Here is a 15306-nt window from a genome sequence, read left to right as displayed (position 1 = left end):
CTCTAAACCCCAAAGGGCTGAAGACTTTACCCGAACCGGAAGAGCTTTTCAAGGGCCCCGCCGCTGCGGTGAAGCGGGGTATAAGACCCCTACACACACACCGTCAACACCATGTTCGATAAAAACGTCATAAAAATTTCCGATCCTGCGATCAGACGGCGGAAATCCGCCAAAATCGCGACTAAAAAAGAGAATCTGGCCACCGTTGCACCCCGCGAAGGAATCGAACATACCCCGGTCTATGCTCAGAATCCGCGCCAGCACTCCGGAAAACCTCTCGGCTTCAGCGGAGGAATCCCACCGGCAGACCGCCACGCCCCAAAAGCGAATTGTAAAAAACGTCAGCACGCTGATGATCGGAAGAGCTCTCAACGCTCCGATGGCGCTCCTCCATACGGCGCTCGCCGTCCGCATTCTCGGCACCTACGATTTTGGGCTTGTTGTCATGCTTTACGCGTTCGCCCGCACAGTGGCCGATATCGTGACCTTCCAGTCATGGCAGACCGTCCTGAACTTCGGCAGTGATGCACTGGATGCCGGAGACAAATCTGGATTTCACCGAATCATCCGCTTCAGCTTTGTGCTGGACGCCATCAGTGGCATCGCCGGTATGGGGATCGGTATCGCCTTTACCTGCCTAGGGCGTTCCTGGCTCGGCTGGCCCGCCAGCCTTTCCACACTTGGTCCTCTTTATTGTGTATCGATTCCATTTATGGCGTCCGCTACGCCAACCGGTATTCTTCGGCTACTCAATCAGTATAAGCTCATTTCGGCTCAGAGTATCGTGGCCACGATGGTGCGGCTGATCGGAACCCTTCTCCTGTGGGCAACTCACTGCAGCCTGCTCGCCATGACAATTGTATGGATAAGCGCCGACATTATCGCTGCAGCGATTCTCAACCTGTTCGCATTGCAGCAACTCGCAAGAGCACATCTGCTGTCCGGAATCCTGACGAACAACATCACTTTGCGTAACGACCTGTTTCACAAAAGAATTACAAAAACCTTTCCAGGCATCTGGCAATTCGCCATCAGCACAAACATTAATACCACCTTAACACTTGCGTTCAGCCATATCGGCACACTCATCATTGGCGGCATGCTCGGCCCTGTCGCTGCCAGTTATTACCGGATCGGAAGCCAGATTGCAGCAGGGATCGCAAAGCCGGCAACTCTTGTACAATCCACGCTTTATCCGGAGATGACCCGGCTCCGAAACAACCGGGACAACCGGAATTTGCGTATCCTCGCTTTCCGTGCCGCGCTGGCGGCCGGCGGTATCGGCAGCGCACTTCTCGTTCTCGCTTGGTTTCTCGGCGGCACCATCCTGAGACTGGTCATCGGACCTCACGGAACAGAAGCACTTCCGGTAACCCTGTGGTTGCTTGCGGCTGAAGTCGTTGCCATATGGGGACTGCCTCTTGAGCCGCTGCTGTTTACCATGCGGCGCCTCAGGGCCGTGATCGTCGCCAGAAGCGTGGATGCATTGTTATATCTGCCACTTCTCGTTGTTACACTTGACTGGTACGGTCTGGATGGAGCGGGGCCGGCTATACTTGTTGCGACCGTATTTCTTGTTCTGATGCAACTGGGTTTCGTCCTGCGGATGAAAGACACCGCGTCTTTCCCAACGGCCGGCCTTACTATGGAATAATGCGTAACTCTCTGATGCGTATCCTTTTTCCCTATATCGCCCAGCCCCACCAGACGCTCCACTCATTGCCGATCGCGATGGAAGCTGCCCGACGTCATCCGGATGTCGAGGTCCATATTGCGTGCGCGACAGAGGAACACCTTAACTACGCAAAGTACCTGGCTTCGTTTTATCCGGAGTCACAGGTCAGCTTCGATCTGCTCGCACTGCCAAAAATGATTCGGCGACAAGTTGAACGGCATGGACATACAGTTGTTTCGAAAGTCGCGAGTCTCTTTTACAACAAGAATTATTTCTCTACATTTCAGAGTATTGTTGTTCCCGAACGGACATCCCTTTATCTCCGCAAGTTCGGTGTACGCACTCCGCGTATGGTCTGGACACGCCATGGCGCCGGAGACCGCGCAATCGGATTCGCCCGCGACGTTCGGCTGTTCGATTATGTTCTGATGGCCGGACGCAAACTCGAACAACGCCTGCTGGCGGATGGATCAATCCGGCCAGGACATTATAAAACCGGCGTTTATGCCAAGTTCGACATGGTGCATCGGCTCCAGCCCACCCGGTCGAAGTTGTTCCGGAATGACCGGCCGACCGTACTCTACAATCCTCATTTCAGCCGCAGCCTTTCCTCATGGCCACGCTTCGGTCTGGAAGTCCTGAATCATTTTTCGAAACAGGACCGCTACAACCTTGTCTTCGCACCGCATTACCGGCTGTTCGACACACGCCGCAAAGAAATCGAACAGATTCAACGGGCCTATGGTCATCACGAACACATGCTGATCGATACTGGCAGCACACGAAGCCTCGATATGACTTATACGATGGGCTCTGACCTCTATCTCGGCGATGTCAGTTCGCAGGTCGCCGAATTTCTTGTCAAACCACGCCCCTGCGTTTTTCTTAACGCCCACGATGTCGCCTGGCAGGACGATCCGAACTACAGATTCTGGACTCTCGGTCAGGTCGAAAAGAGCACGGATGGGATCGGAGACGTCATTGACCGGGCGTTTGAAACCCAGGCCGATTTTCTAAATCGCCAGAAAGACTATATACGCGACACGTTCGACCTGAACGGCGACACACCGACCGCTCCTGTCGGAGCCGATGCAATTGTCGATTACCTGAGAATGGCCAGCTGAATGACTGTCATATCCCGTATTGAAAACGCGTCCGCCCCCACCGGCTTCCAGGACACGACTCTGTCCCCTGTACCCAGCCCATCAGGACAGAAGCGGCGTTACGGTGATTTCGCCACATTCACCGAAGCGCTTGATTACGCGGCTCAGGGAACGGCCGGCTTCAATATCTATTCCGGACGTGGTGTTCTGCTCGAAGCCCTGCCTTATGCCGTCCTGCGGGAGCAGGCCCGGGAAATGGCTCTTCGCCTGCTGGCTCTCGGGCTGAAGCCCGGCGACCGTGTGGGCCTCATCGCCGAAAGTGACGGCGATTTCGCGCGCATCTTCTTCGGCTGCCAGTATGCCGGACTTGTCGCGACTCCTATGCCGCTACCGGTCGCATTCGGCGGCCGGGAGGCCTATCTCGCCACCATTCGTGGCATGATCGAAAGCTCTGACGCATCTGCCGTGATCGTTCCCGATCTCATCGCCGGCTGGACTGATGAGATCACGGCCGGATTTGATCTGAAATTCGGTGGCTCTCCGGCGCAACTCATGGATTATCCGGCACCACATCGACCATTGCCGAAAATAGCGCCGGACGCCCTCTCTTATCTTCAGTTCTCATCAGGCAGTACGCGTTTTCCGAAAGGTATCTGTGTCACACAGCGGTCAGGGATGGCTAACGCCCATTCCATTGCGCATGACGGTCTGCAGGTGCGTGAAACCGGTGATCGTTGCGTCTCATGGCTACCTCTTTATCACGACATGGGACTTGTCGGTTTTTTCCTGACTCCCATGACATGTCAGCTCACGGTTGATCTGCTACCAACACGCGAATTCGCCCGCCGCCCCCATGTCTGGCTGGATCTGATTTCGCGCAACCGTGGCACAATATCTTACAGTCCGTCATTTGGTTACGAGCTCTGCGCCCGTCGTTCCGGCTCTGCCGGGGTCGACCTTTCCTGCTGGCGGGTGGCCGGTATCGGCGGCGACATGATTCGTCCCCACATTCTTGAAGAGTTCGCGGAACGCTTTGCCTCTGTCGGCTTTGATGCCCGTGCTTTCGTTGCCAGCTATGGCATGGCGGAAGCCACGCTTGCGATCAGCTTTGCTCCCCTGGGGCAGGGCATCCGCACTGATACAGTCGACCTCCGGCATCTCGAAACAGACGGTGTCGCTCTTCCGAGCAATGATCCGTCCCATTCCCTTCGTACCTTCGTCCTGTGCGGTCGTGTTCTTCCCGGTCACGAAATTGAAGTTCGCGGTCCGAACGGCAACACGCTTGATGACCGGCAGATCGGTACTATTTATGTCCGTGGCCCGAGTCTGATGAGCGGCTATTTCCGCCTGCCGGTCGAGAGTGCCGAAGCCCTCAGCCACAATGGCTGGCTGAACACCGGCGACCTCGGGTATATGGTGGATGGTCAGATTGTTGTCACCGGGCGCGCCAAAGACCTTATCATCATCAATGGCCGGAATATCTGGCCACAGGACCTTGAGTGGTGCGCTGAAACAGAGATCGATACGCTCCGCAGTCGCGATGTCGCGGTATTCTCGGTCGAGGAGAATGAGCATGAAAAAATCATCGCTCTCGTGCAATGCCGTGCTTCCACACCCGAAGCCCGCACCATGCTGAGCCAGCAGGTCGCCAGCCTGTTCCGGCGCCTGCACGGTGTGGAAGTTCAGGTGGTACTGGTGCCTCCACATTCCCTGCCACAGACATCCTCCGGAAAACTGACACGCGCCAAAGCGAAGGCCATGCTGCTTTCGGGCGCATTCAGTGCGCTTTCGGAAACCGCCGACGCCGCCTGATAGCTGCCTGCACTACTCCTCGCGACCGATGCAGGAGGCATGCGTCCCCGTTTCATCGTGACATTTCGCTGGCGACCGCCGGCCTTTTCCGTCATAACCGCGCCCGTTCGGCGTCTCGCACTGCAGACAGAACGTTCTGTTAATTCAATGTAAGGTGTCCCGATGAGTGAAACGGTTCAGGATGTTTCGACCCTGATTATCAGCAAGCTCCTTGCTAACCCCAAGGTGCCTCGTGACATCACCGGTTCAAGCAAGATCGTGGAAGACCTTGCTTTCGACTCGCTGGCCGTAATGAATTTCGTCATGGAAATCGAAGACGAACTGGACGTTTCTGTTCCTCTCGATCGCCTGGCTGAGATCCGCACCATCGACGATCTTGCCTCATGCATTGTCTCTCTGAAGAAGGGCACCTGACCCGGCATGACCATCTTCGACAAGTTTCGCGGCATCGAACATCGCCTGGAAGAACTCAAAGCGCTCGGTGGCCGAAACCCTTTCGACGTCGTCATTGAGCGCCCGCTGTCATCGACGGCCGGAATCATTGAAGGCCGCGAAACCCTGCTGTTCGGGACAAATAATTATCTTGGCCTGAGTCAGTCTCCGCGCGCAATTGAGGCTGCCTGCGAAACAGTGCGTGCGCGAGGCGTTGGAACGACGGGGTCGCGCATCGCCAACGGTACCCAGAGCCTTCATCAGCAGCTTGAACGCCGGATCGCCGATTTCTTCGGCCAGACGCATTGTATGGTCTTTTCGACCGGATATCAGGCTAATCTCGGAATGATTTCGACCCTGGCCGGAAAAGAGGATTATCTGCTGCTCGACGCAGACAGTCACGCCAGCATCTATGATGCGAGCCGGCTTGGCCATGCCCAGGTTATCCGTTTTCGTCACAACGACCCTGAAGATTTACACAAACGTCTGCGCCGCCTCGACGGAACACCGGGTTCAAAACTTGTCGTTGTCGAGGGTGTCTATTCCATGACCGGCAATGTCGTGCCCATGGCGGAAATGGCAGCCGTCAAACGCGAGACCGGTGCTACCCTGCTGGTTGATGAAGCCCATTCTTTTGGCGTGCTTGGCTCAACCGGTCGTGGGGTCGCGGAGGCTGCCGGCGTTGAAAAAGATGTGGATTTTATTGTCGGGACCTTTTCCAAAAGCCTTGGAACTGTCGGCGGTTACTGCGTTTCGAACCATCCGGAGCTGGACCTCGTAAGGCTTCACTGCCGGCCTTACATGTTCACCGCCTCCCTGCCACCGGAGGTTGTTGCAGCGACAATCGCAGCGCTGGAAGATATGCAGGCCCATCCGGAGCTCCGTAGCCGCCTGATAGACAACGCGGCCCGGTTCCACGCCGGCCTGAATACGCTTGGCCTGACAACGGGGAAAACCGTGAGTCCGGTTGTCGCTGTCGTTCTGGACACCATTCCCGAGGCTATCGCACTCTGGAACCGTCTTCTGACGCTCGGACTTTATGTCAATCTGAGCCTGCCTCCGGCAACACCTGACCATCATCCGCTTCTGCGCTGCTCCGTTATGGCGACACACACGCCGGACCAGATTGATCGTGCAATTGAAATCTTCAGTGAAGCCGTGAACAGTCTGAAGACGGAAGCGCTTCCGACCTGAATCCCGCAATTCTACCTGCAGATGATTGGTCACTGACTCCTGTAAATCAGCTTACCTGGTTCCAGACTGATCCAAGGTCTCACACTGACAGAAACAATAAAAAAGGGTACACGATCTGTGCGTCCCTTTTTCATATGTCTGGAATTCACCTTTACGCCTGCGCGGCCCTGCCAAATCGCGACGGTCGATACGGTGATGGATCAATATAAGGAGCCTCACCATTCATCAGTTCGGCACAAAGCCGTCCTGTCGTCGGGCCGAGCGTGAATCCCTGATGAGCGTGCCCGAAATGAAACCATAATCCCCGATGGGAGGGTGCCTGACCAATCAGCGGCAGCATATCCACTGTACACGGACGGCTCCCAAGCCATGGAGTCGCCTCCACAGGATCCCCGAGATTAAGCATCTCCCGCGCCAGACATTCGCTGCCATCCATCTGCTTCGTGGAGAGCGGCGCATCCCGCAATGCAAATTCGGCTCCGGTCGTCACTCTCAGCCCCAGAGCCATTGGCAGCATCGCCACGCCTGCTTCGGCGTCGATCATCGGGGTATTCAGTGTTCCCTTCCAGCCGAAGTGCCGGTGATACCCGCGCTTCACGAACAGCGGGAGTCGATAGCCGAGCATCCGCGTCACCACCTCGGACCACGGACCGAGCGCGATCACCGCCTGCTCTCCAGATACCGTGCCATCCACTGTGTCCACGCACCAGCCAGCCCCGTCCGTCCTGAGCGAGCGCGCGTCTCCCTTCAGAATCCGCCCACCCCCGGCGGTAAACGACGCCGCATATCGACCGACAAGCCCTCCGGGATCACTCACACTGTAAGGAGATTCCCAATATATCGCTCCTGTCATCGTACGCTTCAGAGCAGGTTCTTCCCGTGCAAGTTCCATGGAGTCAAGAATCCGGCTTTCAACCCCAAATCTGCGGGTCAGCGCCAGGGCCTTTGCCGTCCCTTCGTCGAATCCCTTTACTGTGCGGAAAATCTGCTTCCAGCCATGCCTAGCAACGAGATTACCGGCACCAGACGCTAAAATCATCCGGTCATGTTCGATGAGACAATGCCGGATCAGCGCTTCATAGCCCGCAACCGAAATCTGATACCGTGACGGGAATGAATTCCACCAGTACTGCGCAAGTCGTGGCGATACGGCCAGCACATCACGCAGGCGATATGATACGTCATTCCCTCGCTGCAACGCGACCTGAGCCAGTTTTAAAACATCATGCGGAAACGGATAGGGCTCGACAGCCTCACGCTGGATAAGACCGGCATTACCGTAAGAGGTCTCCCGCCCGGGAACCCCACGCTCAACCAGGGTGACGTCATAACCGCGTTCACGAAGGTGCCATGCCGTACAGACACCTACCATGCCACCACCGAGAACGAGCGCCGATTGCGCCATAAAAAATCTCCAGTCCGGAACAGCCGGTGTCGTCATGACCGGCAGTAATTACACTCTTATAACGAAATCACGCACAGTCCAGACACTGCCCGCTGTCACACCCTCAGCGCGAAAACACCCCTGCCCTGGCCAGCCGCCACAATACCACTGGCGCATACAGCAGCGGATGTCGCTCGGCAAAAGGGGTCAGCGAGACAGAGATTCCGCTATGCCGTTCAATTTTCCATGCGAGGTAACGCGCTCCACCCGTAAAGGTGAAGGCTGCCTTCATCAGACGCGCCACATTCAGCAGCCGTCCGAATCGCGTCTGTTTCTTCCATCGGATCTGAGAGGCCTTTCGCTGCATCTCTGTTAAGCCCGGTATCAGTGTCTCACCGTCCTGAGCCGCGTTGCGGAGGCCACCGGCAACCCACGACGCCGATAATATCCGCCGAAAACGTGACTCCCATCCTTCGACCAGTTGCCGTGAACGATCCTTCGCTTCCACCCGAAGCTCAGCGGCATATGTTTTCCGGTACAACACGTCCCAGTAAACGTCGAACGTTCCATGCTCAGGCCCCAGTCCGGCAGCCCACAGCGTTGCCGTCCCAACAGCGCGCATCATGCAACGCAAAATCGCATCGGCGGCATCCGGGTCACGGACCCAGACAAGACGCACAGGCTGCGAAAAACGGGACCATACCGAAGTATCCCGACTGCCCGGCCTCGTCATGCGCCGAAACTGGGCGAGACTCAGGATCGCAACCTTCGCCCGTAGAATCTGGCCAGCCACTTTCTGTTCATGATATTCGACATTCGGCGGCAGGATCGTGTTCGCCATACGCGCCAGCCATCCGCGCGGCCAGTCAGCCTGCCGCTCCACGATCACGTAGAAATCGAGAACACCCTCAGCAAGCAGCAATGGATCTGCCGCTACCGCCCCGCTGGCAATGGTCCGCACCAGCGAGCCATAGAACAGCACGCCAAGAGGCCTAGCCCCGCCGACCATCGTTTCGACAAAAAATGTAATGGCCTGCGGAACGGGCGTTGTCAGTTCATCCACAATCGTCTGCGCCACAACTCCGGCAGCCCGAAGCGCCGCTTTATCCTGATCCGGCACGCTCATCGTGTCTGCTGGCCTCCCGCGCATCAGGACCGGATGAAGGCGATACGCGGTCCCTGCACCAGCCGGATACGCCCGTCCGGTCCGGGATCGAGTTCCTCGCCGTCTATTACCAGATGATCTCTCGTCTCAATCAGAATATCCCCGGCCATACCACTCCGGTAAGCCGCAGACTGACGCAGACGGTCCGGGATGCGGCCCCGCAGTACGCAGAACAGATTCCGTAACAGTCCCGGTGGGTTAGCAAGAATATCAAGGTAAGATATTCCGCCCTGGGGCTCGTGATCCTGCCAGAATGGCCACACTCCGCGCGACAGGCGATGCAGGCCTGTGCAGAGAAACAGAAAACGAGGCCGCGCATCGGGTGTGGCATGATCAACGCTGAGGATCATCGGCGTACCATTAAGCCATTTACGCCGCGTTTCGCGCTGGAGAAGCTGCCGGATCGCCCATAACACTGTCACAAAGACAGCCATGTCGTGAGAATACCGGTCCAGAATCGCCGGGTTGTGCGCAAGCTCAATTCCTCGTGTAAACGCTGCCAGTCCGCAGAACATGCCCGCAACCGGGAGCCGGCCAGGGTCGGACCAGGATACGATAACGGGCTGCCGCCAGCTCGCACCTTCCATCAACGTCCCCGTAGCCGCACGCTCCTGCAACTGTGTCAGCGCCTGCAGCCCTCGCAGCTGACAACCCACATCGCTGGCAATCAGATTCGTGTTGCCTGAAGGCAGGACAGCCAGAGCCGGCAACCGGTCAGCAGGATAACTTGCCAGGACCGCACTCAGAACATCGCTTACTGTTCCGTCGCCGCCATTCACGGCAATGAACCGCACGTCCTGCTCAGCGAGTTGCCTGATATCGTCCGCCAGTTCATGACGATTACTTGGGGAAATAAAAAAAGCGCCCAGACGCGCTTTTGCCTGCGCTGCAAAACCATCCGGATCATGCAGATTGCGACGGCTACGCGGATTATGAATCAGAGCAAGGCGTGCAGGCACTCGACAATCCGCAGTTCATGGGCAGCCGTCACCGACGGCTCAGACAGGATCGCCGTGCATCAATGCCCGGACGACTCGCCTCAGGAGGCGCGCGTCATATAGACATACCGGAACGTGTTGTCACATTCCCTCCGCAGTCATCTCCCGAAAATTACCTGAAGAAGCACTGTGCCAGTACTAGGTCTGTGCGATCATGCCCTGCGGAAACCCGTGTTGCAGGAGACGTTACAGGTCGGAATACCATTCACTGACGCCGTCTCACGATAACGCATCCGCGGCATGCGATTTTATTCCCAATGATCTGAAATGGGGAACATGGTGTCTCTGCTGTACTCTGAAAACAGAATTGAAGTCAGCGCACTTGATCAGTCACGTCATTTGAGGGAGATCGGGGCAGATCAGTGGTTTGTCTGTCTTCCGAAAGGATACGGACTCTCATAACAAATCTGCCGATGCAGGTCAGGAAGTACTGTCTTGTCAGCCGTTCTGGCCCACCTCTCCGACCTTCACATCCCCACGAGGGCAGAACCATCCCTCCGCGCTCTTGTCGGCAAACGTGCGCTCAGCCTTCTGTCGTGGCATCTTCGCCGGCGGCATATCCATACCCGCAAAGCCCTCAGCGCAGTTCTTCGTGACATCGAAGCCCATAAACCCGATGCACTTGCCATTACCGGTGACCTTACCAATCTTGGGACCCCGCGCGAATTCCGTGCCGCCCGGAACTGGCTGAGCCGGCTCGATATGCTCCGTGCCGTCATTCCCGGTAATCATGACGCGCTGACCCGTATTCCCTGGGAAGAAGGACCCGGTCTCTGGGCACCTGATGGCGGAATGGCGGATCCCGAAACTCCCTCCCTGACCCATGTCGGAGACATCGCTCTTATCGGTGTCAGTTCCGCCGTGCCGACCCCGCCGTTCTTCGCTTCCGGCGAGGTGGGTGAGGTGCAGACTGTAAAACTTGCTGAACTCCTGACCCGGACCGGAAAGCAGGGCCTGTGCCGCGTGGTCATGATTCATCACCCGCCCCGCCACGATCTGGTCGTCCGGCGCAAGGCGCTGCGCGACATCGACCACTTCGCCCGAACCGTCCGTGATGCCGGAGCAGAGCTGATTCTGCACGGTCACTCCCACAGAGGCACCTTTTCCACCCTGCCGGGCTCCGATATCCCGGTCATCGGCGTCACCTCAGCCTCACACCGTCCCGGATGTCTGCAGACCGCCGCTGGCTGGAACCATATTACAATCAGACGAGTCCCCGGTCCGGCTATCTGGCACATCACCATTCGTGCCCGCCGCCTCGACACACAGGGCACACTCCATGACTTCCTGACCCGCGAATACACACGCCCGGCGATATCCGCCCCAGACGAATTTCAGCCAGGCAATACGTGTAAGGTCCACGTCACGTGAACGCCTCCCGACCGGCACAAAGTGAAATACATTACATACCGCCCCTCGCGCGGCTGCCCGACTGGGCACGACCAGGGACACTGGATACTTACCTTCTCAGTCAGACGATTCCGCCTTTCACCATAGCGCTGTCAGTCGTTCTCCTCGCGCTGCTGCTTGAACGCCTGCTTGTGCTGCTGAATATCCTCGCTTCCGAAGCCAGCCCTTTCTTCACGCTGATCCGGCTGCTGGCTGATCTGATGCCGCATTACATGGGCCTGGCCCTCCCCGCCGCTCTCTGCGTGTCCGTTTTCGCCGTTATCCGGCGGATGAGCGAAAATGATGAGATCGATGCCCTGATGAGCAGCGGCGTTTCCCTTGCCAGGATATGCCGCCCCTTCGCCGTTACCGGCGCCGCCATCGGCCTTCTTTCCATGCTGCTTTACGGATACATTCAGCCTCACGCCCGCTATCAGTTCCGGCAGGGTTTCTATCTCGCCAGTCACGCCGGATGGTCTCCGGTGCTGCAGTCAGGGATGTTCGCCACCCCCTCGGCGTCTCTTATGCTAACCGCCGATCACGTTGACCAGGGCGGATCTCATCTGACCGGTGTCTTCATCCGTGACTTCGGAGAAGACCGGGAACGCGATATCACGGCCCGCACCGGCACCATCCGGTCCAGCCCGGTGAAAGGCGAGGTCCAGATCGAACTGACCGATGGTGCAATTCTGACCATCCGGCCCGAAATGGACCCGACCGTCACCACCTTTGATCACGCAACGCGTCTGCTCAGCCATGCCCGGGCCTCAGCCTTCCGCGAACGCGGTGATGATGAACGTGAACTGACCTCGTCTGAGCTGGCCAGGCAGATTCACGCCCGAAAACACGGACGACATCTAGACACCAAGCTCCCGGCAGCAAGCGCGGCCCCGCAATACCCGTCACAGGCAACATCAGCGCAATCTCAGGAAACCGTGATCCCGATTCCTTCGATGCGCGCGGAGCTGAACTTCCGCCTGGCGCGCAGTCTGTCCATCCCTTTCATCCCCGTTCTTGCGACCGCTCTCGCCGTGATCGGAAAGCGAAAACGAGGCAGCGCAGGCCTCGCCCTGGCCGTTACCATTCTGCTGACTTACGATCACCTGCTTCAACTCGGAGAAAGCCTCGTCGCCAATGGCCGCGCCTCCGCCCTGACCGTGATCTGGCCGCCCACTGTCGTGTTCTGTACCGGCTGCACGCTTCTTCTACTATATCGCGCCAGAATTCTGCCCGTTCGTCACATCAGCCCTGCTGCCGGCGCCCGGGGGGCCGGCATTCCGGACAATACACCGGCATGACAAAGCAGCCCGTCCTGCACGGCCCCAGGCATATTCTGCTGCGCTACCTCTCGGTTTCGCTGTTCTCACGTACTGCCATATGCTGCGGCATTCTGATCGCGCTCATGGAGCTTCTCGCTCTGCTGGATCAGATGACACCGATTCTGAGACGCCATCTCGGGATTACCGGTGTTCTGACCTATATGATCCTTCATCTGCCTGCCATGATGCAGACGGCTTTGCCGCTCAGCGTGCTGATCGGTGCGTTGCTTATGCTCACGCAGATGACGATCAGCAGCGAAGTCGCCATCCTGCGTGCTTCCGGTCTGTCGCCCGTCGGTTTCCTGCGCCTTATCGTGCCGGCCACCCTCGCGATTGGCCTTCTCGGTATCGTCCTCGAGGATCAGATTACTCCGCGGACCGAACTGGCTCTGGCGTCCTGGTGGAACCGGACCGATCCGCACCCGGAAGAAGGGCATGCTTTCTGGTTTCACGTCCCGCGCGGGCAGGCTAGCACATGTGGCATGCCCGTCACCAACCAGTCCACGGCGAGCGAACTCGCCCATGTCGGCTACGTCACTCATGCAGGACACGAGGCCTGGGAGATCGATCTTTACGATCGGGACAGTTCGGGTCGTCTTCTGCGCACCCTGCATGCCGATCATGCGGACCACAACAGCACGAAAGGCTGGACCCTGCACGATATCCGTTGCACCGCAGTCTCATTCGCCGACCTGAACGCCACCGCTGAAGACGATACGGCACCCGAAGCCCGCTGGATCAATCCGTTCGGCCCCGCAGACATGCTCCGCCTTTCACTTGACTCGTCTCCCCTGTCTTCAGGCATGATTCTTGATGCTCTTCATGGACGGATCGCCACCAATCTCACGCCAGGTTACCTGCGTGCCTCATTATTTGAACGCTTTCTTCGTCCCCTTTCCCTCGTTGTCATGCTGTTGCTCGCCATGCCGGTGATCTATATCCCTCCCCGCACGGGACTCAGAAGCTGGCTGCCCGTGTGGTGTCTTGGCACCGGTTTGCTCTTTATCATCGTGCAGGGCATGTTTCGCGCGATGGGCAATGCAGGACTCCTGCCGGCACCGGTTGCGACCGTTCCGGGGCTGATCATATTTACTCTGGCTGCCGGTACTGCGCTTTTAAGGAACGAGGATAAATGAGCGGCACTCTGCGCAACCCGACCATCCGATCCGGGCGGAGCTTCGATCTTGGCAAGATGAATCTGCGTCAGCTCTGGATCGCCTATCTCACCTATCCGACGATCCTGCTGTATTTCGCTCTCATTGCTGTCAGCTTCGGACTGGCTGTCCATTTCTTCGCGGGGTGGTTTCAGACAGCTATTGCTGCTCTTGCTGTGATACTGATCTACCCGGTGGTCTGGTATCTGCTGCATCGCTACGTTCTGCATGGTCATCTGCTCTATAAGTGGCGCTTTACCGCTGCACTGTGGAAGCGCATCCATTTTGATCATCATCAGGATCCGCATCTTCTCGACGTGCTGTTCGGAGGACCTGCGACCACGTTGCCGACCATTGGTGCCGTGACCATTCCGGTCGGCTGGCTGATCGGTGGACCGGGATCTGCCGCGACAGCATTCTGTGCCGGCGTGATCATCACATGCATCTACGAATTTTTTCACTGTATCCAGCATCTGAATTATAAGCCTCGTGCTGCCTGGATTCAGCGTATGAAAGCCCGCCACGTCCTGCATCATTTCCATGATGAGGATGGTAATTACGGCATCACCAGCTATGTGGTGGATCGCGCTCTGGGCACATATTATGTTGATGCGCGTAGCCGCGAGCGCAGCCCGACCGTTTTTAATCTTGGTTACGATCTTGAGCAGGCTCAGCGCTACCCATGGGTCATGCGCCTCACCGGCCACGCTCCCAAAGATCGTCCGGACGGTGCACGACCCGGAAGCGATTCCGCTGCGCAGGGCAACAGGCACGCCGCGTGAGCAGGCAGGCTCTCACGACGGCTCTTATCCTCGCCGGCTCCCGTGCGGGCGCTTCCGATCCTATGGCGGTTGCGGCAGGTCTCCCGTATAAAGCTCTGCTCCCGATCGCCGGCAAACCAATGATCAGGCATGTTATCGACAGCCTGCGTGCCACTCCCGGCGTTGGCCGCATTGTTGTCTGCATCGAAACTCCTGAAGCCCTGAACGGTATCCTGCCTCCGAAGGTGGAAACACTCGCCGCCGCCGCCGGCCCCAGCGCCAGTGTCCTCGCTGCCATTCAGCGCTATGGAACGCCCCTTCTGGTCACGACAGCCGATAACCCGCTTCTGCAACCAGCCTGGACAGAGGCATTTCTCTCCGGTGCGGGGAACGCGGACATCGCAGTCGGCGTCGCCACAGAAGCTGTCGTCCAGCGCGACATTCCCGACACAACCCGGACCTTTATCCGTCTCTCGGACATTGCCTTCTCCGGCTGTAATCTCTTCCTGTTCCGGACGCCAGCAGCCGCCAGAGTCGCTGTGCTCTGGCAACGTCTCGAACGGGAACGCAAAAAACCACTTCGTATGGGCTGGCTTCTGGGTCCGGTCATTCTTCTCCGCTTTCTGATGAGGCGGCTGGATACGAAGACTCTGCTCGCGCGCATCACCAGTCTGACGGGCGCTAAAGCCCGATTCGTCTTCATGCCGGACGGCCGCGCTTCCGTAGATGTCGACAAGCCCGCAGATCTCGAACTGGTCCGCAGTATGATGGATCAGTCTGCCTGACCAGAGCATTATCAGGTCAGAGAAGCTGCTGTGATATCTTTGTCCCGGAACACGCTTCAGACCATGTCTCCATTGTCGCCCTGGTACTGGTCTTCCCTGTCTCGCCGGATGCAGCAGGGGCCACAGGCCCCTGAC

The 15306-nt window shown here is 57.8% G+C and carries 13 protein-coding genes; 10 read left to right on the top strand and 3 right to left on the bottom strand.

Features of this window, described 5'->3' with window-relative positions:
- Positions 1–241: 241 nt before the first annotated feature.
- The 5 genes from GOB93_RS10800 to spt all read left to right on the top strand — a co-directional run bounded on the left by GOB93_RS10800 (position 242) and on the right by spt (position 6216).
- On the top strand, positions 242–1654 hold the full coding sequence (locus GOB93_RS10800) for a lipopolysaccharide biosynthesis protein (protein WP_173583504.1): 1413 nt from the start codon (positions 242–244) through the stop codon (positions 1652–1654).
- Between the two features lie 14 nt (positions 1655–1668).
- Positions 1669–2799: a sensor domain-containing protein gene (locus tag GOB93_RS10795; RefSeq protein ID WP_173583503.1), complete on the top strand. Its 1131-nt coding sequence runs from the start codon at positions 1669–1671 to the stop codon at positions 2797–2799.
- A complete protein-coding gene (locus GOB93_RS10790) occupies positions 2800–4590 on the top strand; it encodes a fatty acyl-AMP ligase (protein ID WP_173583502.1) in 1791 nt (596 codons plus the stop codon).
- 162 nt (positions 4591–4752) lie between these two features.
- The gene (locus GOB93_RS10785; RefSeq protein WP_173583501.1) at positions 4753–5004 is read left to right on the top strand and encodes an acyl carrier protein; all 252 of its coding nucleotides are present in this window, start codon (positions 4753–4755) and stop codon (positions 5002–5004) included.
- Between the two features lie 6 nt (positions 5005–5010).
- Positions 5011–6216 carry a serine palmitoyltransferase gene (spt, locus tag GOB93_RS10780; RefSeq protein WP_173583500.1) on the top strand — a complete coding sequence of 402 codons (1206 nt, stop codon included), beginning with the start codon at positions 5011–5013 and terminating at the stop codon, positions 6214–6216.
- A 151-nt stretch (positions 6217–6367) separates the two neighbouring features.
- Here spt and GOB93_RS10775 read toward each other — a convergent pair whose 3' ends face one another.
- From GOB93_RS10775 to GOB93_RS10765, 3 genes are all read right to left on the bottom strand, one after another.
- Positions 6368–7621 carry an NAD(P)/FAD-dependent oxidoreductase gene (locus GOB93_RS10775; protein WP_173583499.1) on the bottom strand — a complete coding sequence of 418 codons (1254 nt, stop codon included), beginning with the start codon at positions 7619–7621 and terminating at the stop codon, positions 6368–6370.
- Between the two features lie 103 nt (positions 7622–7724).
- On the bottom strand, positions 7725–8726 hold the full coding sequence (locus GOB93_RS10770) for a hypothetical protein (RefSeq protein ID WP_173583498.1): 1002 nt from the start codon (positions 8724–8726) through the stop codon (positions 7725–7727).
- A 23-nt stretch (positions 8727–8749) separates the two neighbouring features.
- Positions 8750–9724, bottom strand: a complete 975-nt coding sequence (locus GOB93_RS10765) for a diacylglycerol kinase family protein (protein WP_173583497.1) — start codon at positions 9722–9724, stop codon at positions 8750–8752.
- 474 nt (positions 9725–10198) lie between these two features.
- Here GOB93_RS10765 and GOB93_RS10760 point away from each other — a divergent pair, with 474 nt between their 5' ends.
- Genes GOB93_RS10760 through GOB93_RS10740 form a run of 5 tightly spaced genes read left to right on the top strand, consistent with a single transcriptional unit; the run spans position 10199 to position 15171 of the window.
- Positions 10199–11134, top strand: coding sequence for a metallophosphoesterase family protein (locus GOB93_RS10760; protein ID WP_173583496.1), 936 nt, complete (start codon positions 10199–10201; stop codon positions 11132–11134).
- The gene (locus GOB93_RS10755) at positions 11131–12450 is read left to right on the top strand and encodes an LptF/LptG family permease (protein ID WP_338422354.1); all 1320 of its coding nucleotides are present in this window, start codon (positions 11131–11133) and stop codon (positions 12448–12450) included. Before GOB93_RS10760 ends, GOB93_RS10755 begins: the two co-directional genes overlap by 4 nt.
- A complete protein-coding gene (locus tag GOB93_RS10750; RefSeq protein WP_173583495.1) occupies positions 12447–13607 on the top strand; it encodes an LptF/LptG family permease in 1161 nt (386 codons plus the stop codon). Before GOB93_RS10755 ends, GOB93_RS10750 begins: the two co-directional genes overlap by 4 nt.
- Positions 13604–14407, top strand: coding sequence for a sterol desaturase family protein (locus GOB93_RS10745; protein WP_173583494.1), 804 nt, complete (start codon positions 13604–13606; stop codon positions 14405–14407). Before GOB93_RS10750 ends, GOB93_RS10745 begins: the two co-directional genes overlap by 4 nt.
- Positions 14404–15171, top strand: coding sequence for a nucleotidyltransferase family protein (locus GOB93_RS10740; protein WP_338422353.1), 768 nt, complete (start codon positions 14404–14406; stop codon positions 15169–15171). The genes GOB93_RS10745 and GOB93_RS10740 overlap by 4 nt, the downstream gene beginning before the upstream one ends.
- Positions 15172–15306 lie beyond the last annotated feature (135 nt).

It is taken from the genome of Acetobacter musti (assembly GCF_011516835.1).
Classification (GTDB): domain Bacteria; phylum Pseudomonadota; class Alphaproteobacteria; order Acetobacterales; family Acetobacteraceae; genus Acetobacter; species Acetobacter musti.
This window is presented reverse-complemented; position numbering and strand designations above follow the sequence as displayed.

What these genes read in the sequence shown, in the direction of transcription:
- GOB93_RS10800 (WP_173583504.1), top strand. Translation starts at nt 242, where the DNA reads ATGCTCAGAATCCGCGCCAGCACTCCGGAAAACCTCTCGGCTTCAGCG.
- GOB93_RS10795 (WP_173583503.1), top strand. Translation starts at nt 1,669, where the DNA reads ATGCGTATCCTTTTTCCCTATATCGCCCAGCCCCACCAGACGCTCCAC.
- GOB93_RS10790 (WP_173583502.1), top strand. Translation starts at nt 2,800, where the DNA reads ATGACTGTCATATCCCGTATTGAAAACGCGTCCGCCCCCACCGGCTTC.
- GOB93_RS10785 (WP_173583501.1), top strand. Translation starts at nt 4,753, where the DNA reads ATGAGTGAAACGGTTCAGGATGTTTCGACCCTGATTATCAGCAAGCTC.
- spt (WP_173583500.1), top strand. Translation starts at nt 5,011, where the DNA reads ATGACCATCTTCGACAAGTTTCGCGGCATCGAACATCGCCTGGAAGAA.
- GOB93_RS10775 (WP_173583499.1), bottom strand. Translation starts at nt 7,621, where the DNA reads ATGGCGCAATCGGCGCTCGTTCTCGGTGGTGGCATGGTAGGTGTCTGT.
- GOB93_RS10770 (WP_173583498.1), bottom strand. Translation starts at nt 8,726, where the DNA reads ATGAGCGTGCCGGATCAGGATAAAGCGGCGCTTCGGGCTGCCGGAGTT.
- GOB93_RS10750 (WP_173583495.1), top strand. Translation starts at nt 12,447, where the DNA reads ATGACAAAGCAGCCCGTCCTGCACGGCCCCAGGCATATTCTGCTGCGC.
- GOB93_RS10745 (WP_173583494.1), top strand. Translation starts at nt 13,604, where the DNA reads ATGAGCGGCACTCTGCGCAACCCGACCATCCGATCCGGGCGGAGCTTC.